This is a genomic window from Mesorhizobium sp. M2E.F.Ca.ET.219.01.1.1 (assembly GCF_004016445.2).
Taxonomy (GTDB): domain Bacteria; phylum Pseudomonadota; class Alphaproteobacteria; order Rhizobiales; family Rhizobiaceae; genus Mesorhizobium.
The window spans coordinates 330141-355256 of record NZ_SADT02000008.1; the positions used below are offsets into that span (position 1 = coordinate 330141).

Below are 25116 nucleotides of genomic sequence, written 5' to 3' on the forward strand. Positions count from 1 at the left end.
CGCGAAACCTCTTGACAACCTCGGCACTTCGCGGGATGTTCATCCAGTAATAGTTACTTTCACTGAGTGAAATAAGGATTGGCAATGGCGACTGTGCTTCAAAAAGACGAGATCAAGGGGATCATCCCGCCACTCGTCTCGACCTTCAGACCCGATGGTGATCTCGACCTGGAGCTGTTCAAGGGTGAGCTTCGGTTCATGGAAGGCGCTGGCATTCGCCTTGCCGTGGTCGGCGGAAGCACCGGTTCCGGGGATGAGCTTTCCGCCGAAGAACTTGGACTCTTGGTCGAAACAGCCACGGCAAACAGCAAGCTGCGCGTGATCGCCGGGATAATCACGACCACCACTCGCGACGCGATAAAGCGTGGTCTGCTCGCCCAGCAGGCCGGCGCCTGCGCGCTGATGCTTGGCCCCCCAATCTACAATACCCCCTCGGGGGATGGGCTGGACAAGTTCATCCAGGACGTCGGGAGGGCGACATCTTTGCCCATCATCTACTACAACCATTTCTTCAACCCGCCGTCCGTCATGCAGCGCATTGCTCAGCTGCCGGAGGTCATCTGCGTGAAGGAAGTGGCGCTGGAGCCGGTGACGGAGCTGGTCCAGACGGTGGGCGACCGCGTCGCCATCGCTGCCGGCGCCGATAGCGTGAACATTGCGAGCTTTCTTTTCGGCGCGCAGGCTTCGATCTCCGGCATCAACACGGTCATTCCAAAGCAGTACGGGGCGATCTTTGCCGCGCACACCGCCGGTGATTACGTCCTCGGACGCAAGCTGACGGACAAGATCGCACCGCTGGCACGGGAGATGACCAAGAGCGTCAATTTCCCCGCCCGCATTAAGTTCGCGATCAACGCCCAGGGCCGCAAGGTAGGTGAACCGCGCAAGCCCAATGGCGACTTGGCCAAGGAGGATCAGGAAAACATCCTGAAGGCTCTCAAGCATGCCGGACTGCTTGCCTGAGACGTGACAGGCGTTGCCCGTCCGTTCGTTGAGTTAATGAGCCAAAACAAACCATCAAAACAGAGGGAATGAGGAAATGAGGAAGGACGTGTATCCCCCCAAGGCAGATTCGACGCTTATCGGGCGGCGCGATGTGCTGAAGACAGGCTTGTTGTTGGGCACCGGCATGATGCTTGCCGGGGCGGGGCTTCGCCCCGCCCTGGCCGACGAACCGAAGCGGGGAGGGACGCTCCGCGTCGGCCTTGGAGCTGCCGGGGCGAAATCGTCGCTCAACCCCTTCATCTCGACAGGTGATATGGATTTCGCCGTCGCCCAGTCGGTCTTCGACCGGCTCACGGACTTCGACAAGGATGGTAATCTCTACAACAAGTTGGCGGATGACTTCACTCACAACGCCGAGGGCAACGTTTGGAAAATCAAGCTCAAGAAAGGTGTGGTCTGGCATGATGGCGCACCTTTCACGGCAAAGGATGTGGTCTATACCATTCAGTACATCCTCAATTCCGACAACAAGGCCGATGCCTATCCCAACCTGGCGCCGCTCCTGGAGCCGAAAGGTGTGCGTGCGCTCGATGCCAATACCGTCGAAGTGGCGTTGAAACAGCCCTATGCGCTGCTGCCGCAAGTGCTGGGCAGCAAGGTCATGTTCCTCATGAAGGACGGCACGACAGATTTCGACAAGCCGATCGGGACCGGGCCCTTCAAGTTCGTGTCGTGGTCCCGCGGCCAGCGGGTGACGCTCGCGCGCAGCGATAACTATCGCACGCCCGGCCAGCCTTATCTCGATGGGGTCGAATTCATCGCGATCAACGACCCGACCGCCCGCATGAATGCGCTGGTGGCCGGCCAGGTCGATGCCGTGGCTCAGCTCGATGGAAGTCTTGCGCGCCTGATTGAAGCAAATCCAGCTCTCACCCTGCTGCGCTCCAAGAGCGGAGCCACGACCGATCAATTCATGATGACGAACCTGAAGCCCTTTACCGACGTGCGCGTCCGCCAGGCGTTCAGGCTCATGATCGACCGCCAGCAACTGCTCGACAACGCACTGTCGGGATATGGCAGGATTGGTAACGACCTGCACTGCATCACCGATCCAGACTATGCTTCCGAGCTGCCGCAACGCGCTTACGACCCCGACCAGGCGAAATCGCTGCTCAAGCAAGCGGGCTTTGACAACAGCCAGGCGATCACCCTCTACACCTCGGATGCCGCTCCAGGCATGCAGGCGTCGGCAACCCTCATCGCCAACCAGGCGAAGAAGATCGGCGTCGACATCGAGCTCCTCGTCGTGCCGCCCGACAGCTACTATTCCGGCCCGAACTTCAAAAAGACGCAGATGGGCAGTTCGGATTGGGGACAGCACACTCTCGAATCCCAATTCGGGCAAGGCTATGCGCGGGGGGCTTACTGGAACGAACCGGATTGGACCAGCGACGAGTTCGATAAGTGGGTAAGCAAGGCAAGGACCACATTCGACGGTCCCAAACGCCGCGAATATTACGTTGAGGCTCAGAAGGTCCTCTGGAATGAGGGAGCTTACATCATCTGGGGCTTCCGTGATCTTCTCGACGCCTCCAGTGCCAAGGTCAAGAACATCGTTCCCTCCACCCAGAGAAATCTTGGCTATTATCAGTTCGAAAGCGTCTATTTCGCGTAGGCTGCAAACCGCCGTGGCCGACCAGGCTGCGGCGGCACCCCCTTTTTTGTGAAGAGTGAGCTCCTTGAACAAGCCTTTGCTCCAGCTTCTTTTGACAAGAATAACCCTGGCTGCCGTCACGCTTTTTGCCGTCTCCATCGTCGTTTTTGCCGCCACCCAGTATCTGCCAGGAGATCCGGCCCGGGCTGCGCTTGGTGCCAAAGCTGATCCTTCGGCGGTTGAGGCGCTCAGGCGCGAGTTCGGCATGGACCGTCCCGCAGTCGTGCAATATGCGAGCTGGATCGGAGGCGCACTCACCGGCGACTTCGGTCGGTCGATACCGTCCGGGCGGTCGGTCTGGGAGGCGATTGGGCCAAGGGCCGTCAACACCCTGATACTGACGGTCACATCGCTGCTTCTGCTAATACCACTGTCCTTCGTGCTCGGCATTGCAGCGGCGATCTACAAAGACAGATTGGCTGACCACCTGATATCGGTTCCGACGATCGTGACCGTTGCCCTGCCTGAGTTCGTCATCGGCACGGTGTTGATCGTACTTTTCGCAGTTTATCTTCGTTGGTTGCCGCCGGTATCGCTGATCAACGACAGCCTCCCCCTCTCATCCCAAACCAGCCTGTTCATATTGCCGGTTCTGACGCTGCTCGGCACAACACTGGCCCAGGTCGTTCGAATGGTTCGAGCGGTGGCCCTGGAAGTGCTGAGCGCCGAATACATTTATATGGTGCGGCTGAGGGGCATAAGCCCCGCGCGGGTATTGCTGCGCCACGTTCTTCCCAACACCATCACACCGACCATCCAGACGATCGCGTTGAACGCGGCTTGGTTGGCTGGTGGAGTGGTGGTCACCGAGTCCGTCTTTCAACTGCCGGGCATCGGCAGCGCGCTCTCAGAGGCTGTCATCAACCGTGACATGCCGACGGTGCTCGCCATCACGCTGATCATCACGGCTACCTATGTGCTGATCAACCTGGTGTCCGAAGCGCTGATCCTTCTTCTTAATCCAAGGCTGCGCGTGGCGCGCGGTACGACCTAGCCGAAGGGATTGACCGTATGCGCCGCTCCGTCCTGCGCCTGACCTTGGCGAAGCCAGCAGCTCGTATCGCTCTGGTCCTGGTCGTCATCATAGTCGCCCTTGCCTCGCTCGGGCCATTTTTCAGTCCCTACGCCTTCGATGAAATCGTCGGCGCTCCATTCGCGCCGATAACCCACGAGCATTGGCTTGGAACCGACTTCCTGGGGCGCGACACTTTCAGTCGCTTCCTCTATGGCGGAAGGACTGTGCTCGTCGTCGCGCTTTGCGCAACAATGGCGGCCTATGTTGTGGCGGTGCCACTTGGCATCTACTCGGGCCTGCGGCGAGGCGCGCTCGATATCCTTCTGATTGCCATTTCCGATGTGATCTATGCGCTGCCGCCGGCAATCTTTCTTCTCGTCCTTCTCGCCTCGACGGGGCCAAGCCTGCCCACAGTCATCATAGGGATCGTGATCCTGCATTCGCCCCGCATCTTCCGTATCGTGCGACTGATCACCATGGATATCTCAAAGAACGAATACGTCGAAGCTGCCTTCGCGCGCGGGGAAAGCTGGGCTGCAATCTGCTTCCTCGACATCCTGCCCAACGTGCTGACACCGGTCCTGGCCGACTTCGGAGTGCGACTTTGCGGGTCGATCATTCTCTACGCTTCCCTAAGCTACCTGGGCTTGGGCCTGCCACCGCCGGCGGCCGATTGGGGTCTGATGATCAGCGAAAACCGCATTGGCATCACGATCTCGCCATGGATCGCACTCGCGCCAGCTCTGTCAATTGCTGCCTTCTCCGTTGCCGTCAACGTGCTTGCCGACAGCTTCGCGCGCTCGGTCGGTCGGTCGAAAGAGATCTGAAATGACCGAAGCAATCCCGCTCGTTGTGCAATCGCTTTACATGCATGATCTGAACGGCCGCGAAATCGTCAGTGACGTCTCCCTTCACGTGAAGCGGGGTGAAGTCCTGGCCATCATCGGTGAATCGGGATCTGGAAAGACGTCGGTCGCCTTGAGTTTGCTAGGCTTTGCGCGGCCCGGAATGCGTATTTCGTCCGGCAAGATTTTTATCGGCGGCACCGACATCCTCTCGCTCTCGGGCCGGGGGAAACGTGCCTTTCAGGGCGGCAAAGTATCGCTGGTTCCGCAAAATCCGACGACGAGCTTCAGCCCCCGCATGTCCGTCGGCAAGCAAATGGCCGAGCTTCTTGCGGCGCACGGCCATTCGGGCACCGGCATGAAGCAACTGATGCGTGATGCTTTGCGGAGCGTCGATCTCCCGGACGATGAAAAGTTTTTGAGACGCTATCCCTTCGAGCTGAGCGGCGGTCAACTGCAACGCATCGCAATTGCCATGGCCTTCATCACGTCTCCGCAGGTCATCGTGATGGATGAGCCGACCACCGGCCTGGATGTATCCACCCAGCAGACGATCCTCGAGCTGATAGCGAGGCTGGTCAAGTCCAGCAGCGCCAGCGTGGTCTACGTCACCCATGACCTTGCGGTCGTGAACGTCGTGGCCGACAGGGTGGCCGTCATGCTTTCTGGAAGAATGGTCGAGCAAGGGAGCCGCAAGCAGGTCTTCGCCGCACCGAGCGACGACTATACGCGCATGCTGCTCGACGCTATTCCACGACTGGTAACCGATGGTCCAGCGGCGGCGCCCGAGGCCGAGGGTGCAATTGAATTTCAGAACATTCTCGAGGTGAAGAACCTGCGCGCGGCTCATGGTCAGGTCGAGGTCGTGCATGGCGTTTCATTCTCGGTTGGCAAAGGCGAGTGCGTGGGTCTGGTCGGTGGAAGCGGCAGCGGCAAAACCACAACAGGCCGATGCGTGACAGGTTTGCACAGCAACGCCTCGGGCAGCTTGTCGTTCGAGGGCCATTCGATGCCATTCGCTGTCTCAAGCCGCTCCAAGGCAGATCTCAGCGCCATGCAGATCGTGTTCCAAAATCCCGATCGCTCTCTCAACCCGAAGGAATCTGTCGCCCAGAGCATCGCTCGTGCTGTTCGCCTGACGGGACTGGCTGATAGAGCACGGGTCGGCGCCGAAGTCCGGTCGCTTCTCGACCGCGTGCGGTTACCGCAACGCGTTGCCGACCTTTACCCGGCAGATTTATCCGGAGGTGAGCGTCAACGCGTAGCCGTGGCCCGCGCGCTCGCGGTCAAACCGAAGCTTCTGGTGTGTGACGAAATCACTTCGGCTCTCGACGTGTCAGTGCAAGCGGCCGTGGTCGAGCTTCTGCTCGATTTGAAGAGGGACGGCCTAGCGATGCTGTTCATAACGCACAACCTGCCGCTGGTCTCCGAAATTGCACAATCCATCATAATCATGAAGGACGGAAGCATCGTTGAGGCGGGACGAACGAATGACGTCCTGCGTTCGCCAAACCACTCTTACACAAGAATGTTGCTGGATGCCGCGCCGCGACTTAATTGACGGCCGGCTCGACTTGGAGCACCAAGGGACGATTGCTACGGGATTTTGCTGGGACGATCTTGCCAAACGACCTGTTCACCGATGAGGAAAAAGGTGCCCGCTTCGACGCTGTCGATCGGGCGGTTGCAGTGTTGCGCGTTCTTGAGCGGTCTGACCAGCCCATGTCGCTGTCGATGATCGCACGAGAGGTGGGGCTGGGACAGCCAACCACGTCACGTTATGTGGCCAGTCTCGTCGGGCATGGGCTCATCGAAAAGGTGAATGGAAATCGCTATGTCCTTGGCATTGGGCTTTATATTCTTGGGCAGAAATCACTCCACCGCAGGGACGTTCGAACGGTAGCCCATCCCTATCTGGAAACCTTGCACGAGCAGTTCAATGAGACCGTCAGCTTCGCCCTTTGGCTGCGCCACGAGGTTGTCGTCGTGGACTGTATCGAGGCCATGCAGACGCTGCGTCAGGGAGCATCCGTGGGAGTAGTCAACCCATGGCACGCCACTTCTCTCGGCAAGTCGATTCTCGCATGGCTTGATGCGGATGAAGTGGACGTTCTGCTGAAGGAGCCGGGGCTGCCCCGTTACACGTATAACACCCTCACCACCGTCGACCAGCTGCGTGCGGAATTTCCCCTTATCCGGGAGCGGGGCTATTCGGTCGACAACGAGGAGTCCGCAATTGGAGGGCGCTGCATCGGCGCGCCCGTCTTCGACCAATCGGGGCGCCCGCTCGGCGCAATCAGCATCAGCGGACCAGTCGCGCGCGTTACTGACGAGGATGTCCCGTCGACCGGAGGGCGAATTGCCGAGATCGCGGGTCAGATATCCCGCGCAATGGGGTATTCGGGAAAGCCATCCCGTGAGACCAGGCAATCCTGATCCGGTCCTGCTCATGCCTTCTGAAGCCATAGCCGCCTGTTCCGCAATAAAAGATTCGCTCGGAACACGACGGACCCAGCCGGTGCATTTCACTGGCCCGCAGCATCCTGTGCAGATTGCTCTCGCTTGAGGAGGCCGCTCGTTTGCTGCCCTCCTTGAACTGTGGCGGTGCGGCGCCTCGAGGCGGCCTTGGCCACAGCCTCCGCGGCGCGAAGGGCGGCCACATTATCTGACCCCCGTGCCAGCCAGGTCAGCCTTCGCTCCCCGGCGCTGACAAAGTCCTCGACTGCAGCAACATGCGAATCTCCGTCGCGAACCGGCACGAGCTCGTTCTTGGCTGCATGCCGACGCATGAGCGTACCCGAAGCCTTGCCGTTCAGCGTACCGTGGGCGATCAGCGTGCCCCGATCTCCAGCCACCACAACCGTGCTTTCCAGGTCGGCGATCGCAAAACTCTCGAACGCATGAAACAGGCTGCCATCGTTCAGTTCAAACGAATAGGAAATCTGGTTGGGTCTGCCATTGGCAATAGTGCAAATGGCCGAAACTTCACGCGGTTCTCCACCCGTCAGGAACCTGGCAAGGTCGATGTCATCGACGGACATGTCGAGATAGATGTCGCCTTCGCTGTCGAGATCGTCCTTTCTGCGCTTGGCCGCGGGCTTGTACGGTCCCTCGCGGGTAAGAAGGATCGATTGCACCTTGCCGATGTCGCCATCCAGGATCAGTCTGCGCATGGTCTGGTGGATGGCCGATGCACGGAACGGATGATGTACCGCAAGCACAATCCCGGCGCTGTCGCACAGACGCACAAGCTCAGCGGCTACTTTGCTGTTTTCGGAGATAGGTCCATCACAAAGGACGTTCTTGCGAGCTTTGGCCGCAGCGGTGATGTAATGGGCCCGCCGCTTCAGACGGGCACTGACATAGGTGAACTGGACGTTAGGATCGCCGAGAGCATCCGACAGGTTGGTCGTCCATTGCGGAATGTCGAGATCCTGAGCGAAATGAGCTGCATCCATCTTTCGGCGGCTGACCACCCACAACGGAGCATGCCCCTGCGCTCTGATGCCCGCGACCATCTGCTCCGTGGCAATTGTCCCGGTCCCCATAACTGACCACCCCGTCTTGCCGTGAGTTGCCATGCCGGGCGCTCCTGATCTGGCCCTGAGTATGGGCGCATTCGCCTCTTGCAGCCAACTTCGCATCTCGTTGAAGTCTGCATTAAAGTGACGTACAGATAGCGTCTGTTCGCGTCATAGGGGAGGCGATCAAGGTGAACCACATCGCAGGGGATACCGCGGCGCTCGCGGCAAATTTGAGGACCTTGTGCGATCGCCACGGGTCTGTCGCCGCTGTTTGTCGCAAATTAAACGTCAACCGGCAACAGTTTAACAAATATCTGTCAGGCGCCCATGTGCCGTCCAGTGCCAATCTGCGCACGATCGCGAATTTCTTCGGGCTGAGCGTGCCGATCCTTTTCTCCAACCCTGAGGAGTTCAGGACGCTCATTGACGGCAACTTTTTTCATGCGATGTCAACCGCGCGCCATTTGCCGGAGTTTGTCAACTTCCTGTCGAATATTGTCTTCGACGGAAGCGTGCAGGATTCGGAAATCCTGGGTGTCTATGACCGGTATCAGTTTTCGTCGATCTACAAAGGTTTCATTCTAAAGTCGGCATTTTGCCTTTATCGGAATAACAATTTTCTCCAGCATTACTATATCGAGAGGTTCCCGAGCTTCGACCGGCCGGGAAGAACGGAATACGTCTTCAAGTACTACGGGTTCAGCTTCCCAGTTGCGGACCGGCTGTTTACGGCTGATTTCGAAGGCATCCAGAGCAATGAGCTCACCTTCGGTGTCTATGCCCAGGTTAAACGAAACGCGAAGCGTTTCATGTTCGGCATCGCCAGCGGCATTGCCGCCAACGCCTTCCGACAGCCCTATGCTACTAAGGTTGCCTTGCACTACAAGGGGCCGGGCCTGCTCCAACGCAGTCACCTCAAGGAGCTTACCGTGATTGACAGGAGCGATCCGGGCATCCCCAGGGAAGTGCTGCAGTATTTGGGTGACGGGTCGGACATGATCCAGATGTGACATGCGCACGAAGTGCATTGCTCGTCAGCTTTATGCTCGGCCGGTGGCCCTGCCGGTTCAATCGCTTCCCGAAATCGCCAACAAACCGACCACGCCACCTTCCGCTGGTCCGTCACGGATCTGATGGCGCCCTAGACGTACTAGGATCACAGCAAAGAGAAGGCGGGCAACGTGGTTGCCCGCCCTTCAATGTGACGAGAAGTCCTGGGAGGACGTCAGACAAGCCTCAGATTCGACTGGCCGATGGAGGCCGAAGCCCAATTCGTTGCTGTTCTGTTGTATGCGCGAGTTAACCCCTGACCCTGTGGGGGCGCAACTTCGCACGGACAAGGTTTGTGAAGCGACATTATGCATGACGGGCGCCTTCTAACGTCAGCTGGATCGGACTTCCACGTTCGAGGTTGTTGACATCATCGCAACTCAGCGCCGGCAGGTGAGGCTGATCGCCAGACCGCCCAAAGCCTGCATGAGCAATCACAGGCTATTGTATCCACCGTGAAAGTGGCCGGTAAGCTGTCGGTTCTTGACGTCAGTTTCTTGCGCTTTAGGCGTTCAGGATAAGCTCATTCAGAGCCAACCGATGCAGCGACGGCGTCGCCGCGGCAAGAACGGGGCCTCCTTCCTCAGCTCGCCCGCCATCGAGACGCGTGATCACGCCCCCGGCCTTCTCGATGATCGGGATAAGGGCCACGATGTCGTAGGGCTGCAGGGAAGGTTCAAGCGCTAAGTCGATCCGGCCCGCCGCCAGCATGGCGAAGGCATAACATTCGCCTCCGTAGCGGGTCATCTTGACGGCGCTGTTCAGCCGCTCGAAGCCAGCTTTGAGATCGCCGTGAAAATGTTCGGGCGAGTTGGTGTGGAGAATGGCGTCGGAAAGGGTGTCGATGCTACGCGTCCTGAGTCGCTGGGGTTCGCCGGCGCGCTGGCGCCAAGCCCCGGTCGTGTCGGCCCAGAACCGCTCGCCAATGTAGGGCTGGCTAAGCATGCCCATTTCGGCGTGGCCGCGATTGGTCAAACCGATGAGTGTCCCCCAGACGGGAATCCCGCAAATGAAAGGCCGCGTTCCATCTACGGGATCAAGCACCCAACGCCAGTCGCTGCCGCCGCCGGTTTCGCCGAATTCCTCACCGAGTACGGCGTGGTCGGGAAACTCCGCTATTATGGCTGAACGCAACGCAATTTCTGCTTCTCGATCCGCCTCGGTCACCGGATCAAATCTATATCCGGGCTTAGGCTTGGTCTCGACGGCTAGCTCGACCAGATAGCGGGGCAGAGTTTCAGCATCCGCCAGATCAGCAAGACGGTGCAAGAATGTTGAGTCCGGTAGCTTCGACATGATTTCCTTCCGATTATGCCATGCAGCTGCTTTTAGGGGCGGGCGCTCCGTCCAATTCTATATTCTCGCATCTGCGGTTTGGCGGAAATAAAGCCGTGTTTGGCCGTGATGAGAGGCGGCTGCCGCTCCGCGACCATAACGGCGATGCCGTTGGTGTTGCCGGAAACAGGAATTGGCCCGGCTGAATTGTCGCGACGCGAAGCTCATCGATCCCGTGAACGCGCAGTTCCGAGTGCGGTGCTCCTCCGGCGGCGGCCGCGTGCGTTGATCCTATGGCGCTCATGGGATGAGTAGACTGCTGGTCCGAAACGGGGAGAGGCCCTCGGTGCCATGCAAGTCATTGGCGAAGCGGCCGTGGGATTCGCAGCGCTTATACTAGGGACAGATGTCATTCCAGCCCCAAACCTTGGCGCCCGCGCATGCCAAAATCTAGTCTCCAAAATGTGAGTAACCACAAGCCCGGTCACCATGACAGCATCTGCGCTGTCTCCGCTTCCGAACCCCGCTCAGGCTGCCTGAAGGCAGTGTCCCGCTTCCGAAGCCAGCCGACGAACTGCGCTCGCTGCTCGCGCGACCACCTCTCGTCGGAGATTGCCGGTCTGGACACTCGCGATGATGCAATTCGCCACCTCGTCGACCTGGGGACCGGAAGCCAACAAAAGAAGCTCGACGCCAGCTTCCAGCGACGCTACCGCGGTTTCCGGGACGGTCCGGCCACGCAATGTCCCAGGCAGATCAAGATCGTCCGAAACGATCAGGCCCTGAAACCGGTGGGTCTCGCGAAGCAATGCCACCACCTTCGCTGAAGTCGAGGAAGGCTCGCCCGGGTCGATCGCATCGACGGGTATTGGTCCGGTCATGATGGCGCGCACACCCGCCGCAATGGCCGCGTCAAAGCATGTAAGATTGGGTCTGAGATCATGCAGCGCGGCAGTGACCGTAACGGCGGCGCTGTCATGGGGATCCTCGGGAACATGGGGATGGCCGGGAAAGTGCTTCGCCGTTGCCGCGACACCCTGGCTTTGTACTCCGCGAATGAACGCAGAGGCGGCGCGACTGACGAGGTCGGCGTCCGCAGAGAAGGTGCGGTCACGCAGCCATGGGTTGCTCCCCGTCACCAGGTCGAGGACTGGTGCCAGGAAGAAGTTGACGCCGCATGCCCTTGCTGCGTGGGCAGCCTCGATTCCAAAATGCTCTATTTCGGCCTCCTTCATTTCCAGGACCTCGCGCGGGTGAGGAAGCTGGGGGGCAAGCTTGTGGAGGCGATGGACCCCTCCCAGCTCGTAGTCGATCGCGATCAGCACGTCACCAGCAAGCGACCGGGCGCGGTTGTGATAGTCAAAGAGAAGCTCTCGCGTCTCTGTTTGCTGCCTCTCTCTAGACATGCGACGCGCCACATATTCCTCGCGCGTTGATCCGAGCAGCGAAGCGACGCCGCCGGCATCGAAGAAAGACCTCGAGGCTTCCGTGAAATCAGCCCTTTCAAAGGCGGGCAGAAGTACTGCATAAGCGTCGCGTGCGATCTCATCCACGTTGTGCATTCCTTATTGTTTCCGCCCTCAAGGCTTCGTCCGAACGAGACAGCTCAAACGACATCGGACATTCATTCATAGTTATTTACGGCATGTCTGCTCAGGAGCGGGGGAACGAAACCCATGACTTCGAAGCTGAAGATCCGACGCTGATCTCGGACAGCAGAACGCCCCGCAGCCCTTCGTACACATCCTGGATCGGCACGGGGAGCGCTTCTCGCCAGTTTCGGCCGGCTTCGAGCGCCGTTGCATAGTCGCTGTAAAGGACCGCAAGAGCTTCGAGGTAGCCTTCGGGGGACCCCGCCGGCAGGCTCGTCGCAAGCTTCGCGTCTGAGGTGATGTCGGCCTGGCCTCGACGGTAGGTAAGATCGCTTTGGCCGAGCCGAGACATAGTCAGCGTTTCCGGTGCCTCCTGACGCCACTCGAGAGTGGCCTTGGAGCCCACGATCTTGAAACGCAGCCCGTTGCGGTGGCCTGGCGCGGCAAGAGAGGACCACAACACACCATTGGCGCCTCCCTCGAATTCGAGCTGAACAACATCGGTGTCGTCCAGTCCGAAGGAATCGACCGTTTGCATCAAATTGGCGCTGAGCGCGGTGCACCGAAGCCCCGAAACGAATTCGAGGATGTTAAAGGCGTGTGTTCCGATGTCCCCAAGCGCGCCGGTCGGTCCCGCCTTTGCGGGGTCGCCGCGCCATGTCCCGCCTTTGCCCAGCTTCGAGGGGTCGTTTACCAGCCATTCCAGGAGATACTCCACATGCATGAAGCGAACCTGTCCGATGTCGCCCGCGCGGATGCGGGCGCGAGCATCTCGAACCATCGGATAGCCTGTGTACGTATATGTCACGGCAAAAAACGTCTCGTTTGCCGCCGCGATCCGCTGGAGCTCGCGCGCCTGCTCCGATGAGTGGACCAGCGGCTTTTCGCAGATGACAGGGATGCCCGCTTCGAGAAAGGACTTGCATGGCTCGAAATGGAGATGGTTAGGGGTAACGACTATCGCGACTTCTATGCCATCATCGCGTGCCGCTTCAGCGGTAGCCATGTCAGTGAAGCTGGCGTAGATGCGGTCCCGAGCCACCCCAAGCGCCTCGCCGGCTTCAATGCTGGTTTGTCGGTCGGACGAGAACGAGCCTGCGACCAATTCGAAGCGATTGGTTAGCCGCATGGCAGTTCTATGCCGGCTTGCAAAGAAAGAACCTCGCCCTCCTCCCAACATGCCCGCGCGAAGGCGACGTCTGCCCGGGATGTCATCTGTCAGAAGATTCATGGATCCCCTTGCGTAATTGGCCCGGCTCTTATCGGGCCTGGAAAGACAGGTGTCGCACGTCGCTCAATCCGGCAGCGGCAGCGTCATGATTAAAGTCATCCTTCCACTCGCTGAATCGAGCGACAAGTTCGCACGGCGCCAATCAGTGACGCACAGTGATGCGATCGGTGACGCCGTTCGGTCGACCGAATGAGACGCGAGCGCTCCATTGCGATCGCCGCAACCACATCATAGGGCTCAACAATGCGCCAAACGCAGGCATCTCCTGGAGGAGCAACGGCGTCCACGCGATGAGCTAAGAATCGGTCCTGCCGGGGTTGAAGTGCATTCCAAACCTCGTCGGCAGGATCAACTGCCGAGTCGCCCGCAGGCACGCGGTCCTGTCGTTCAAGGGGGGTGTCGGTTAACGATGACGTTGCAGGGTGAGGCGCTTGGGATTTATATCCGCTGGGCACGACCCGAAGAGACAACCGGCTAGGGTCGCCGTAGGGACTTCTGGACAATGCTTGCAGAAGAACGCCAAGAGATCATTCGCGACAGATTGGCCGAGCATGGCAAAGTCCTGGCCAACGCGCTTGCGCTCGAGTTCCGCGTCTCTGAAGACACTGTGCGGCGCGATCTGCGCGATCTTGCCAGGGCCGGACTTTGCCGCAGGGTCTATGGCGGAGCCTTGGCCAGGGCGTCGGAGGCCAAAGCCGGGCCTGAGCGGTCGAGGACCTCGACCACGGATCTGGCGCCGCTGGCTGCCGCCGCAGCGAAGCTCGTTCAACCAGGCGCGACGATCATGACCGACCACGCAGCGCTTAGCGTTGCTTTTGCCGCCGCTTTACCTCGGCACCTGTCTTTGACGATCGTAACAAATTCCCCACATGTCGCGAGTGCCCTGGAGGGGCACCGTCAAGCCAGCGTCGTTCTTGTGGGCGGGCTTTATGACCAAGGCAAAGGATGCTGTCTTGGAACCGCCGCCATTTTGCAATTGGAGCAGTTCAACGCCGACATCTTTCTTGTCAGCGATTGCGCGGTCCACGCTTCCGTCGGATTGACCGCATTCGATCTTGCCGACGCCGAAATCAAACGGGTCATGTGTCGCCGAAGCGCCGTGCGGATTGTTGTCGCTACGGCCGACCGTATGGCGAAAATCGCTCCCTTTCAGGTTTCGGGACCTGATGCGATCGATCATATACTCGCAGCCCGCCAGCTTGATGCCGAGACCCTCGAACCGTTTCGCCGCCAAGGCACGCTTATCGACCACATAGGCTGAAGGCTGCGACAGATCCTTCGGGCCTTCCCTCCATCCCGCCGGATCATTAACCAGCGACAAGATCCTGCATCAGGATTTTCAGATCGCGCGCCACTTCGTAGCTGTCCATCTGATGCTGCTTGTTGCAAAACAGCTCGCAGCTCCACCAGCTATCGTAACCGGTCGCTTTCACGGCAGCCACCCATTCTCTAAGGTTCAATACGCCCTTGCCCGTTTCGACATCGCGGAGAATAGGCTCGTTGGGGATGCCGCCGGTGAACGCAAGAGAGTCACAGATGTGCACTCCGTAGATGAGGTCTTTGTCCAAGCGCGAAATGCGTTCCGGGCCGTCGCCGGAGGTGTAGCAGTGCCAGAAATCGACGACGAGGCGTATGTTGTCGCGTGCCGCCTTCCTTATGGTGAGAAGCTGCCTGTCAATCGTGTTGAGTGGGGTCCAGGACAGCGCCTCATGGTAGATGACCAGGTTGCGTTGGGCGGCGATGTCGGCGACGGCTGCCAGCCCTGACGCCGTGATGTCGATCTGCTCCTCGAGCGGCAACCCGACGACGCCTCGGTATAGATCCGGGTGCCTGGTGCTGGCCTCGGGACCGAGAGCCGCGAGACTGACTGGACCGGTGATGACCTGAATGCCCTTCGCTCCAACCGACACGGCAAGTTCCGTCAATTCTTCCGCGTCCCTCAACAATGCTTTGCGGGCATTGCCGTGGCGTTCCACATCGAGAAGAAATCCGATGCCTGGAATGAACGTGTCACCGATCAAGCGACGCAGCTCCTGGACAGTGAAGCCGGCGTCCAGAAAAGCACGGATCTTGGCCCCGGAGGCTTCCAGCCCGTCAAAACCAAGCTCGCTCGCAATATCCACATCAAGGGCCAGCGTGCCGTGTCGCGCTACGAGAGCATGCAGGATAATCTGGTTCCGCTTCATCGTCATTTTGTGCCCGTCACTTCGTATTCACGACCGGGTTGTGCCGAATGCCAAGTCCCTGCCGGATCACCACGGCCGGCATAAAGCCTCGTCATTGCCAAGGCTTCTTCCGCGCCAGGTTGCTATGGTTGCTCATGGCTTCGGCGGTCGCAAGCCGACTACCTGCGCGATCAAGACATATCGCCTCCCCAGGGGGAACTGCGCGGCAGTCCGAATTCGTGCGCGACGTATGATTCCAATCGCGTCACATTGCGCCAAAATGGCTGCCAAGGAAGGCAAAATGGCTGCCGATCAAAAAGCGCCTGCCATGCGGCCGCCTTCGCGGCCTACGGAAGCTGCCCCATCCTATCTGTCGCAATGCTTCTTTCTCGGCGCGTCACATCGCGTCTATTAAAGCTACCCTGCGAACTTGTCGCACAGCCACAGATGACTGCTTACTAGGCGCATGGACGAGGATCATATCCACAATCGCCTCGCCAACAAAAGACGAGAGGGTCGAACAATGAAACTGACCGGCGGGCAGATCGTCGCGAAAGCGCTCAAGGAATATGGCGTCGAATACGTGGCCGGTGTTCCCGGCCATGGCATCTGGTCTCTGTTCGATGCCTTCTTGGAGGAAGGCTCGCAATTGCCTTTCATCCAGGTCATGCACGAACAAAGCGCTGTCCACATGGCGGACGGTTATTTCCGTGCCAGCGGCAAGCCCATGGCATGTTCCACTTCGGTCGGACCAGGTGCGACGAACACAATTATTGGCCTCGCCACGGCCTATTGCGATTCCACCTCGCTGTTTTACGTCTCCGGCTCGCCGCAGACCTACATGCATGGCCATGGCACCATGCAGGAGATCGAGCGCCAACAGGACAATGCTTTCCCGCGCATCACCGAGCAGGTGACAAAACGGGCATGGCAAGCCCAGTCCGTGCAAGTCCTGCCGAGCATCATGCATCGCGCCTTCAACGCCATGCTCACCGGCCGCCCTGGTCCCGTGCATGTCGAGGTGCCGATGGACGTTCAGGTCGAAGCGGCCGATGTCACCATTCATCCGCTGGAAAAGCGCCTTCCCATTGGTGTGGCCTATCCCGATCCGAGCGCGATCGAGGCGGCGGTCAAGGTCCTGTTGAGTGCCGAACGCCCGGTCATCGTCGCCGGTGGCGGCGCTATCACGGCCAACGCTTCGAACGAACTGACGCGTTTGGCCGAGCGGGTCGGCGCGGCGGTTTCGATCACCTGGAACGGCAAGGGCGCCATCTCGGAAGATCACGAACTCTTCATCGGAGCGGTCGGGCAGACCGGTACGACCTGCGGCAACAAGATCACCGCGTCCGCAGATGTCGTCGTTTCGGTCGGCTGCCGCTTCACCGACTGGTCGGCATCTTCCTATGCCAAGGGCGTCTCGTTCTCGATCCCCCCGGGGAAGCTCATCCATATCGACCTCGACCCGCGCGAGATCGGCAAGACCTATCCCACCGAGGTGGGGATCGTATCAGACGCAAAGGTAGCCTTGGAGGCGATCCTGGCGCTCATTTCTGATGGCGATGCCAAGAAGGCGCTGGCCAAACGCGAGAAGTTTCTGGCTGACGTTCAGAAGGCCAAGGCGGACTGGATCGCCCAGGTGTCGCCGCGCGAAAATAGCCGCGAAACGCCCTTCACCTCTCAGCGACCACTGGTCGCTTTGCGCAAGGTTCTCGATCGCAATGGTGTTGTGGTTGTCGGCTCGGGCAACACCCAGGGTTCGGTCAAGCAAAGCTTCCCAGTCTACGAGCCGCGCACCCATCTGACCTCCGGCTCCTATTCGCCGATGGGCTGGGCAGTGCCGGCCGCGTTGGGCGCCAAGCTTGCATGCCCGGACCGTCAGGTCGTGGCGATCGTCGGCGACGGCGACTTCATGATGTCGCTGCCCGAGATGGGAACTGCCGCGATGAACGGCATCAATGTGGTGTTCCTGGTGCTGAACAATTCTGGGTACATGTCGATCCGCGGTGGCCAGCGCAAGTTCATGGGTCGTCACATTGCTTCCGAATTCAATCATCACTCGGGCAATGGCCAGCCTTATTCGGCCGATATCACGGCTTCGGCCCGCGCATTCGGGCTCGAGGCCTGGAAGGTCGAGAAGGATGAAGATCTCGAAACCAGCCTGAAGGCAGCCTTGGAATGCGGCGGGCCTGCTCTCGTTGAAGTCATCGTGTCACGCGATGCCGCGGGGCCGTTCGCCACCGGCTGGTGGGATTTCCCGTCGCCAGCCTACTACGAGAAAGAGCAGGCCGCATACGCGCAGATGCGCGCACGCGAGCAACACCTCTAGCACGGTTGGAGGGCGCAAAGCGCCCTCCCGCATCGCCAGCAATCACATTCGGTAGTGCGGCGCGCACGCGCGCACGCAAAGCAAGAGATATTGCCATGATACGCACCTTCAAGCCCGCCCAAGGCAGTGTCGCTGACGATGGCCAGCAGGCCGTCACCGCGACGGTCCAGGCATTGCTGGCGCAAGTCGAGAAAGGCGGCGACGCGGCGGTCCGAGAATTGTCTAACCGCTTCGACAAGTTCGACCGGGAGAGCTATCGCCTGACCAAGTCGGAGATCGAGGGGTGCATCGCCGCGTTGAGCAAGCGCGAGCGCGAAGATCTCGATTTCGCTCAGGACCAGATACGCAAGTTCGCCGAAGCCCAGCGCGCCACGCTTCGCGATCTAGAGATCGAGACGCTGCCAGGCGTGATTTTGGGGCATAAGAACATACCGATCCAGAATGTCGGATGTTATGTCCCGGGTGGCAAATATCCGCTCCTCGCCTCCGCTCACATGACGGTCTTGACCGCTCGGGTGGCAGGCTGCGAACGCGTGATCACTTGCGCGCCGCCATTTCGCGGCAGGATCGCCGACAAGATCGTCGCTGCCCAGGCCCTTGCCGGCGCGGACGAGATTTACTGTCTTGGTGGCGTCCAAGCCATCGCGGCCATGGCCTATGGCACCGAGACGATCGCTCCCGTGGACATCCTGGCCGGTCCCGGAAACGCTTACGTCGCCGAGGCCAAGCGGCTCTTGTTCGGCAAGGTCGGCATTGATCTCTTCGCAGGTCCGACTGAGACCTTGGTGATTGCCGACGACAGCGTCGACGGCGAGATCGTGGCGACGGACCTGCTTGGCCAGGCGGAGCATGGTGTCAACTCTCCCGCACTGCTGATCACCAATTCTGAGAAACTTGCCCGCGACACCCTCGACGAGATCGAGCGGCTGCTCAAGATCCTGCCAACGGCGGCAGTCGCAGCCAAGGCATGGGAAGACCACGGCGAGATCATCCTGTGCGACACCCTCGATGAGATGGTGGCGGAGGCGGACCGTATCGCTTCCGAGCATGTCCAGGTCATGACACGCGATCCGGACTATTTCCTGGACAGAATGAGGAACTATGGCGCTCTATTTCTGGGCGCCCGCACCAACGTGTCTTTCGGCGACAAAGTTATCGGGACCAACCACACGCTGCCCACGAACAAGGCGGCTCGCTACACAGGCGGGTTGTGGGTCGGCAAGTTCCTCAAAACCTGCACCTACCAGCGCATTGAGACCGACGAAGCATCCGCCCTGGTCGGCCAGTACAGCTCACGTCTCTGCATCATGGAGGGTTTTGCCGGCCACGCCGAGCAGTCCAACATCCGCGTCCGCCGTTACGGCGGGCGCAACGTTCCATACGCATCGGCAGCCGAACCGTTCTGATGCGTAACCGCCCCGGTACGGGCCGCACTGGGTCGCGCCGGATCATCAAGCCACCAACGCAAGCAACAAAGGGGAACTACAATGAAGCTCACCACTATTCTGGCCGCCTCGATCGCCTTCATGCCCGTCGCGGCGTTGGCCGAAAGCAAGGGCAAGGTCGAAGGCATTCATCACTGGGTATCCGAAAGCGAGGTCAAGGCGCTAAAGGTCGTCACGGACAAGCTGGCTTCCAAGGGCTACACTTGGCAGGATAGCGCGGTCGGCGGCCTCAGCGGCGCCAACGCGCTGCAGGCGCTGCGCACGCGTCTTGCGGCTGGGAACCCGCCGGCGACGATGCAGTTTTTGGGGTATGAGGGCCTCGACTGGGGTAAGCAGGGCGTCCTGCGCTCCCTCAACGAGCTCTATACCAAGAACGGCTGGGATAAGGCACTCGCCCCGCAGTTGCTTTCCTTTGTCAAAAACGGCGACGACTTTATTTCCGTTCCGATCAACATGCATCGGCAGAACTGGCTGTGGGCGAACAAGGCCGCTTTCGACAAGGCCGGCGTCAAAGAACCGAAGTCTTGGGACGAGTTGATCGCCAACGGCGATAAGCTCCGGGCCGCCGGTGTGATCCCGCTGGCCATGGGGGACGAGAGTTGGCAGATCCTCGAAGTCTTCGAGGCGATCCTGGTGGATGTGAACGGGCCAGAATTCTACAAGAAGGCCGTTGTCGACCTGGACGAGGGCACTCTTTCGAGCCCCGAGATGATCGCCACGTTCGACAAGCTTAGGAAGGTCCGCGCGCTTGTCGATGACGGCTTCACCGGACGTGACTGGGCAGTGGCAACGGGGATGGTCGCGGATGGCAAGGCTGCCATGCAGGTCATGGGTGACTGGGCCAAGGGTGAGTTCCTCGCCAAAGGCTTGAAGCCGGGCGTCGACTTCCTTTGTTTCCCCACGCCGACCGACAAGCCCAACTTCAAGTTCGTGATCGATGCCTTCGGCATGTTCAAAGTCGATGATGCTGTGACCACGGCTGGCCAGGACGCTTGGGCGGAATCGATCATGGATCCCGAGGTGCAGAAGCAGTTCAACCTGTTCAAGGGTTCGATCCCTGCTCGCTCCGACGTTCCGGTCGACAGTTTCGATGACTGCGCGAAGCGCAGCTATGCCGATCGCGAGGCGGCAGTGAAGAACGGCGCGATGCTCGGCGGTCTGACGGACGGCTTTGCCGCTCAGCCTCAATTCGCCGGCGTCTTCACCGACGTCGTCGGCAAGTTCTTCGTCACCGACATGTCGTCCAAGGACGCTGTTCAGGCCTTGGTCGACGGGATCAACAACGCCCGCTAATCCAAGCCATCAAAGCCCTGCCGGCAACCGTGCCGGCGGGGACACCGTCCGCAACAATGCTCGGCAATAGCGAGGTTGGTTAGTCCCATGTCGCTCAAAAACAAATTGGACCTATGGCTGCCGCGGCTCGTGCTGTCGCCCAGCCTGCTGGCCGTTCTGATTGCCGTCTATCTCTTCATCGTCTGGACGGCCTGGATCTCGCTATCTTCGTCCCAGATGGTGCCGAAGTTCGACTTCGTCGGGCTCGAGCAATATGTGCGTTTGTGGTCCACCCCGCGCTGGCACACTGCAGTCGCCAACCTCTTCATATTTACGACGTTGTTCCTGGCGATCACCATCTCGCTCGGCTTGTTCCTCGCGATTCTGCTCGACCAGAAGGTGAGGGCGGAGGGCTTCCTGCGAGCCGTCTACCTCTATCCCATGGCCTTGTCGTTCATTGTCACGGGCACCGCGTGGAAATGGATCTTGAATCCGACCCTGGGCTTGCAGAAGGTCGTCAACGAGCTCGGCTGGACCGGCTTCGTCTTCGACTGGATCACACAGCCGAGCTTTGCGATCTACTGCGTGGTAATCGCAGCAGTCTGGCAATCGACGGGGTTCGCGATGGCCATTTTCCTGGCCGGGCTGCGGGCGATCGACACTTCGATAATAAAGGCCGCGCAGATCGAGGGAGCCAGCCTGCCGAGAATTTATGTCAGCGTCATCGTACCGATGCTGCGCCCGGCATTTCTGAGCGTCATCGTCCTACTGAGCTATATCTCGATCAAGAGCTTCGACCTGGTTCTGGCCCTCACAAACGCCGGGCCTGGCAGCGCCACCGAAATGCCCTCGACCTTCATGTTCGCCGCGACCTTCCGGCGCAATCAGATGGGCGTTGGCGCCGCCAGCGCCATCATGATGTTGATGACGGTGGCCGCGATCATCGTTCCCTACCTCTATTCGGAACTGAGGGAGGATCGCAATGCACACTGAAGCACGCTCGGCCCGCCGTTCGAACCAGATTGGCCGTTTGTTTATCTACGGCTCACTGATAGCGCTTGCCGCCTTCTACCTGATGCCGCTGTGGGTGATGATAGTCACATCGCTCAAGTCGCTGGACGAGATTTATGGCGGCTCCTTCATCGGTGTGCCCCAGGCAATCACCTTCGAGGCCTGGAACAAGGCATGGCAGGAGGCCTGCATCGGCACGGCCTGCACGGGACTGCGCCCATATTTCATCAATTCCATCCTCATGGTCGTGCCCGCCGTCATCCTGTCCACGGGGATAGGCGCAATAAACGGCTATATTCTCACGAAGTGGCGTTTCACCGGCGCGAACGCCATATTCGGATTGTTGCTCTTCGGCTGCTTTTTGCCGTTCCAGGCCGTCATCCTGCCCATGGCGCAAGTGCTTGGTCGGCTGCACCTTTCGGGCACCATTCCGGGTCTCGTGCTGGTTCACACGGTCTACGGCATCAGCTTTACGACCCTGTTCTTCCGCAACTATTTCATCACGATTCCGGACGAGCTGACCCGCGCGGCGCAGATCGACGGAGCCGGGTTCTTCCGGATCTTCTTTTCAGTCATGTTGCCGACCGCGCTTCCCATCATCGTGGTCTCCTGCATCTGGCAATTCACGCAGATCTGGAACGACTTTCTTTTCGGCGTGTCGTTCACGGCAGGGCAATCATCGCCGATCACCGTGGCGCTGAACAACATCGTCAACGTGACGATGGGGCGCAAGCAATACAATGTCGACATGGCGGCCGCCATGATTGCCGCCATCCCCACTCTCTTCGTCTACGTCGTCGCTGGACGCTACTTCGTGCGCGGTCTGACCGCCGGCGCCGTGAAAGGCTGATGCCATGTCAACGCTTGAAATCGATCAGGCTCGCAAGCTCTACGGTGACCTCGAGGTCCTGAAAGGAGTCAGTATCTCCATCGGCACCGGCGACTTCCTGGTGCTGCTCGGCCCATCGGGCTGCGGGAAGTCAACGCTGCTCAACATGATCGCGGGCCTCGAGAGCATTTCAGGGGGAGAAATCCGCATCGCCGGCAAGGTGGTCAACGATCTGTCACCGAAAGACCGGGATATCGCGATGGTGTTCCAGTCCTACGCGCTTTATCCCACGATGACCGTGCGCCAGAACATCGAGTTCGGCATGAAGATCCGCGGAGTGTCGCAAGCAGAGCGGGACAAGGCGGTCAAGACAGCGGCCGACCTCCTCCAGATGACGCATCTTCTGGACAGGAAGCCCTCGCAGCTTTCCGGCGGCCAGCGCCAGCGCGTGGCAATGGGGCGCGCGATCGTTCGCCAACCCAAGCTGTTCCTTTTCGACGAACCTTTATCCAACTTGGACGCAAAGTTGCGCGTCGACATGCGAACCGAGATCAAGCGTCTTCATGCACGATTGGGAACCACGATCGTATACGTCACTCACGACCAGATCGAGGCCATGACACTCGCCACTCGAGTGGCCGTAATGAAGGACGGCGTTGTTCAGCACCTCGACGACCCGCAGTCTGTCTACGACCGGCCGGCCAACGTATATGTGGCCAGATTCGTTGGGTCGCCTTCCATGAACATCATTCCGGCGAGACTTGACGTGGAAGACGGCCGGCCAATCGCTGTGATCGATATCCCAGGTGGAGCGGCGGCCCGCCTGTCGGGCATCCCTTTGTCTTCACAAGCTGCAACCAAATACGCTGGGCACAATATCCTGGTCGGCATCCGTCCGGAGTTGTTCAGTGTCGCCGGCGCACAAGCCACGCAAACGGTCACGGTAAATATCGACGTGGTCGAGCCTACAGGCCCCGATACGCTTGCGCTGTTCCAGGCGGGCGGGGTCGAGGTCACGGCTCGTGTGCCGCCACGGGCTGTGGCAGCCCGCGCTTCGGCGACCCTCGCGGTCGATACCGGCAAGATCGTAATGTTCGATGCCGACAATGAGCAACGCATAGACTGAGGCATCGACTTGGATCAAACAGCTGACATCGTCATCATCGGGTCGGGCATCGGCGGCGCTTCCCTGGCCTACAGCCTGGCCGGCAGTGGCAGGCGCATCGTGATTCTGGAACGCGGCGAGCATTTGCGCGACGCGCCCCAGGCGCGCGATGACCGGGCGATATTTCTCGAGGGCTTCTACCGTTCGACCGAAGAGTGGCTCGGCGACGATGGGCAGGCATTCCTGCCCGGCAATTACTACTATGTCGGAGGCAATTCCAAATTCTTCGGCGCTGTGATGTACCGCTACAGGTTGGAGGATTTCTCGCCCCGCCCCCACATGGACGGCGGCTCGCCTGGATGGCCGATCACCTATGAGGAGCTCGAGCCATGGTATGAGCGAGCCGAGGCGGTTTTCAAGGTGCGGGGTGACCCATCGCAGGATCCCACCGAGCCCCCGCGGACCAGTCCTTACCGTTTTCCGCCGGTACCCGACGAGCCGGCCATAGCGGCCGTGCGCGCTCGCTTGAAAAAGGCTGGGATCCACCCATCCAGCCTTCCCCTGGCTATCGACATCAATGAGTGGCTTCGCCGCGCCAAGACCGGCTGGGATGCCTTTCCCAATACGGGTTCCGGCAAGATCGACGCCGAGGTTGGACCACTGACTGCCGCTTTGAATAGCAGCGACGTTAGTCTCGTGACCGGGGCCAATGTCGTGCGGCTGGAAACCGATCCGACGGGTCGCACGGTGACAGCTGCAGTGTTTTTGAAGGATGGTGTTGAGCGGCGAATCAGCGCTGGCATATTCGCCGTTGCGGCTGGCGCGGTCCAGAGCGCGGCACTCTTGCTGCGGTCGGCGAATGCCGCGCATCCGCGCGGGCTGGCCAACGGCTCCGACCAACTCGGTCGCAACTTCATGAACCACAACACCACTGCAATGCTGGCGATCGATCCGCGGTCGGCCAATACGTCGGTTTACCAGAAGACCCTGGCATTTAACGACTTCTACAATGCCGATCCGGAGACGGGTTTCCCGCTTGGCAACGTGCAATTGCTTGGACATATCACGGGCAACATCCTCAAGGCGAACGCGCCCCTGCTGCCACGCTGGCTGGCGGGGCTGATAGCCCGCAACTGCTATGGTTGGTTCTTGACCAGCGAGGACCTGCCTAATCCAGAGAGCCGGGTCACAGTGCAGAATGACCGCATCGTCATGCATTGGGTCCGCAGCAACATGCGAGCGCACGAGCTGCTGATCCGTAGGACGCGAGGCGTGATGCGAAGGGCGGGCTTCCCAATCGTTCTTACGCGAACCTTCGGCAGAAAGACGACCTCTCACCAATGCGGCACTGCCCGACTTGGAAGCAGTCCACAGACATCGGTTGTGTCGCCTGAGTGCCGCTCTCACGAAATCGAAAACCTCTATGTAGCGGATGCTTCGATCCTTCCGACATCGGCGGCTGTTAACCCGGCACTCACGATCGCAGCGCTCGCCATCAAGGCTGGAGCCGCCATCAGCCGGTCGTGAGGGATTGAATCTCACGGGCCTTGTCGAACACTCGGGTCTGCTTTCGTGACGCCAAGGGTTTTGTCTGAGGGAACTTTACCATGCTTGCTGACCGTATCGAATCGGATCTGATCGGTCCGCTAGCTGTGGAGCCTCAACAGGTTGTCCTCGGTTAGAGCGAGGCGACTGATAGGTGTTTTGGACTTTAGGCTCCCGTGGGGACGGTGCCAATTGTATCTGTGCAGCCAGACCGGCAACTCTGCGGC

General features: G+C 59.8%; 20 protein-coding genes and 2 pseudogenes. 16 read left to right on the top strand and 6 right to left on the bottom strand.

The window, feature by feature from the left end; all coding sequences use genetic code 11:
* Positions 1-84 precede the first annotated feature (84 nt).
* From EN862_RS32590 to EN862_RS32615, 7 genes and pseudogenes are all read left to right on the top strand, one after another.
* The gene (locus EN862_RS32590) at positions 85-963 is read left to right on the top strand and encodes a dihydrodipicolinate synthase family protein (protein WP_127864778.1); all 879 of its coding nucleotides are present in this window, start codon (positions 85-87) and stop codon (positions 961-963) included.
* Between the two features lie 76 nt (positions 964-1039).
* Complete coding sequence (locus tag EN862_RS32595; protein ID WP_245519782.1) at positions 1040-2620, top strand: ABC transporter substrate-binding protein; 1581 nt, start codon at positions 1040-1042, stop codon at positions 2618-2620.
* A gap of 64 nt (positions 2621-2684) precedes the next feature.
* Positions 2685-3653, top strand: a complete 969-nt coding sequence (locus EN862_RS32600; RefSeq protein ID WP_127864779.1) for an ABC transporter permease — start codon at positions 2685-2687, stop codon at positions 3651-3653.
* A gap of 17 nt (positions 3654-3670) precedes the next feature.
* A pseudogene (locus EN862_RS37565) lies at positions 3671-3742 on the top strand (hypothetical protein); the annotation flags it as partial.
* Between the two features lie 156 nt (positions 3743-3898).
* Complete coding sequence (locus tag EN862_RS32605) at positions 3899-4501, top strand: ABC transporter permease (protein WP_245519784.1); 603 nt, start codon at positions 3899-3901, stop codon at positions 4499-4501.
* 1 nt (position 4502) lies between these two features.
* Entirely contained in the window at positions 4503-6080 is a 1578-nt protein-coding gene (locus EN862_RS32610) for an ABC transporter ATP-binding protein (protein ID WP_245519785.1), read from the top strand.
* Positions 6081-6139: 59 nt separating this feature from the next.
* Complete coding sequence (locus EN862_RS32615; RefSeq protein ID WP_245519786.1) at positions 6140-6955, top strand: IclR family transcriptional regulator; 816 nt, start codon at positions 6140-6142, stop codon at positions 6953-6955.
* Positions 6956-7044: 89 nt separating this feature from the next.
* On the opposite strand, the gene EN862_RS32620 is transcribed toward EN862_RS32615, so the two are convergent.
* A complete protein-coding gene (locus tag EN862_RS32620; protein ID WP_245519787.1) occupies positions 7045-8100 on the bottom strand; it encodes a Gfo/Idh/MocA family oxidoreductase in 1056 nt (351 codons plus the stop codon).
* A gap of 131 nt (positions 8101-8231) precedes the next feature.
* Here EN862_RS32620 and EN862_RS32625 point away from each other — a divergent pair, with 131 nt between their 5' ends.
* Positions 8232-9053, top strand: coding sequence for a helix-turn-helix transcriptional regulator (locus EN862_RS32625; RefSeq protein ID WP_127421570.1), 822 nt, complete (start codon positions 8232-8234; stop codon positions 9051-9053).
* Between the two features lie 544 nt (positions 9054-9597).
* Here the strand turns inward: EN862_RS32625 and hisN are convergent.
* The 3 genes from hisN to EN862_RS32640 form a co-directional block, all read right to left on the bottom strand.
* The gene (gene hisN / locus EN862_RS32630) at positions 9598-10389 is read right to left on the bottom strand and encodes a histidinol-phosphatase (protein WP_127864781.1); all 792 of its coding nucleotides are present in this window, start codon (positions 10387-10389) and stop codon (positions 9598-9600) included.
* A 506-nt stretch (positions 10390-10895) separates the two neighbouring features.
* On the bottom strand, positions 10896-11921 hold the full coding sequence (locus tag EN862_RS32635; RefSeq protein ID WP_189401904.1) for a glycoside hydrolase family 3 protein: 1026 nt from the start codon (positions 11919-11921) through the stop codon (positions 10896-10898).
* Positions 11922-12021: 100 nt separating this feature from the next.
* Positions 12022-13191 (bottom strand): Gfo/Idh/MocA family oxidoreductase, encoded by a 1170-nt coding sequence (locus tag EN862_RS32640; RefSeq protein WP_127864783.1) that lies wholly within the window; start codon positions 13189-13191, stop codon positions 12022-12024.
* A gap of 502 nt (positions 13192-13693) precedes the next feature.
* Here EN862_RS32640 and EN862_RS32645 point away from each other — a divergent pair.
* Positions 13694-14452 carry a DeoR/GlpR family DNA-binding transcription regulator gene (locus tag EN862_RS32645; RefSeq protein ID WP_127864784.1) on the top strand — a complete coding sequence of 253 codons (759 nt, stop codon included), beginning with the start codon at positions 13694-13696 and terminating at the stop codon, positions 14450-14452.
* 46 nt (positions 14453-14498) lie between these two features.
* Here EN862_RS32645 and EN862_RS32650 read toward each other — a convergent pair whose 3' ends face one another.
* Positions 14499-15383 carry a sugar phosphate isomerase/epimerase family protein gene (locus EN862_RS32650; RefSeq protein ID WP_127864785.1) on the bottom strand — a complete coding sequence of 295 codons (885 nt, stop codon included), beginning with the start codon at positions 15381-15383 and terminating at the stop codon, positions 14499-14501.
* Between the two features lie 496 nt (positions 15384-15879).
* On the opposite strand from EN862_RS32650, the gene EN862_RS32655 reads away from it, so the two are divergent.
* The 7 genes from EN862_RS32655 to EN862_RS32685 all read left to right on the top strand — a co-directional run bounded on the left by EN862_RS32655 (position 15880) and on the right by EN862_RS32685 (position 24871).
* Positions 15880-17682 carry a thiamine pyrophosphate-binding protein gene (locus EN862_RS32655; RefSeq protein ID WP_127864786.1) on the top strand — a complete coding sequence of 601 codons (1803 nt, stop codon included), beginning with the start codon at positions 15880-15882 and terminating at the stop codon, positions 17680-17682.
* 95 nt (positions 17683-17777) lie between these two features.
* Positions 17778-19088, top strand: coding sequence for a histidinol dehydrogenase (gene hisD / locus EN862_RS32660; protein ID WP_127864868.1), 1311 nt, complete (start codon positions 17778-17780; stop codon positions 19086-19088).
* An 81-nt stretch (positions 19089-19169) separates the two neighbouring features.
* Positions 19170-20420, top strand: a complete 1251-nt coding sequence (locus EN862_RS32665; protein WP_127864787.1) for an ABC transporter substrate-binding protein — start codon at positions 19170-19172, stop codon at positions 20418-20420.
* 87 nt (positions 20421-20507) lie between these two features.
* The gene (locus EN862_RS32670; RefSeq protein WP_127864788.1) at positions 20508-21392 is read left to right on the top strand and encodes a sugar ABC transporter permease; all 885 of its coding nucleotides are present in this window, start codon (positions 20508-20510) and stop codon (positions 21390-21392) included.
* A complete protein-coding gene (locus EN862_RS32675) occupies positions 21382-22260 on the top strand; it encodes a carbohydrate ABC transporter permease (protein ID WP_127864789.1) in 879 nt (292 codons plus the stop codon). Before EN862_RS32670 ends, EN862_RS32675 begins: the two co-directional genes overlap by 11 nt.
* A gap of 4 nt (positions 22261-22264) precedes the next feature.
* On the top strand, positions 22265-23365 hold the full coding sequence (ugpC, locus tag EN862_RS32680; RefSeq protein WP_127864790.1) for a sn-glycerol-3-phosphate ABC transporter ATP-binding protein UgpC: 1101 nt from the start codon (positions 22265-22267) through the stop codon (positions 23363-23365).
* A gap of 9 nt (positions 23366-23374) precedes the next feature.
* Complete coding sequence (locus tag EN862_RS32685; protein WP_127864791.1) at positions 23375-24871, top strand: GMC family oxidoreductase; 1497 nt, start codon at positions 23375-23377, stop codon at positions 24869-24871.
* Between the two features lie 119 nt (positions 24872-24990).
* Here EN862_RS32685 and EN862_RS32690 read toward each other — a convergent pair.
* Positions 24991-25116 (bottom strand): annotated as a pseudogene (locus tag EN862_RS32690) (IS481 family transposase); the annotation flags it as partial.

Bases quoted from the DNA above. Each gene is read 5' to 3' on its own strand.
- hisD (WP_127864868.1), top strand. From the start codon at position 17,778: ATGATACGCACCTTCAAGCCCGCCCAAGGCAGTGTCGCTGACGATGGC.
- EN862_RS32675 (WP_127864789.1), top strand. From the start codon at position 21,382: ATGCACACTGAAGCACGCTCGGCCCGCCGTTCGAACCAGATTGGCCGT.
- EN862_RS32650 (WP_127864785.1), bottom strand. From the start codon at position 15,383: ATGACGATGAAGCGGAACCAGATTATCCTGCATGCTCTCGTAGCGCGA.
- EN862_RS32655 (WP_127864786.1), top strand. From the start codon at position 15,880: ATGAAACTGACCGGCGGGCAGATCGTCGCGAAAGCGCTCAAGGAATAT.
- EN862_RS32595 (WP_245519782.1), top strand. From the start codon at position 1,040: ATGAGGAAGGACGTGTATCCCCCCAAGGCAGATTCGACGCTTATCGGG.
- EN862_RS32645 (WP_127864784.1), top strand. From the start codon at position 13,694: ATGCTTGCAGAAGAACGCCAAGAGATCATTCGCGACAGATTGGCCGAG.
- EN862_RS32640 (WP_127864783.1), bottom strand. From the start codon at position 13,191: ATGAATCTTCTGACAGATGACATCCCGGGCAGACGTCGCCTTCGCGCG.
- hisN (WP_127864781.1), bottom strand. From the start codon at position 10,389: ATGTCGAAGCTACCGGACTCAACATTCTTGCACCGTCTTGCTGATCTG.
- EN862_RS32665 (WP_127864787.1), top strand. From the start codon at position 19,170: ATGAAGCTCACCACTATTCTGGCCGCCTCGATCGCCTTCATGCCCGTC.
- ugpC (WP_127864790.1), top strand. From the start codon at position 22,265: ATGTCAACGCTTGAAATCGATCAGGCTCGCAAGCTCTACGGTGACCTC.
- EN862_RS32590 (WP_127864778.1), top strand. From the start codon at position 85: ATGGCGACTGTGCTTCAAAAAGACGAGATCAAGGGGATCATCCCGCCA.
- EN862_RS32610 (WP_245519785.1), top strand. From the start codon at position 4,503: ATGACCGAAGCAATCCCGCTCGTTGTGCAATCGCTTTACATGCATGAT.
- EN862_RS32670 (WP_127864788.1), top strand. From the start codon at position 20,508: ATGTCGCTCAAAAACAAATTGGACCTATGGCTGCCGCGGCTCGTGCTG.
- EN862_RS32620 (WP_245519787.1), bottom strand. From the start codon at position 8,100: ATGGCAACTCACGGCAAGACGGGGTGGTCAGTTATGGGGACCGGGACA.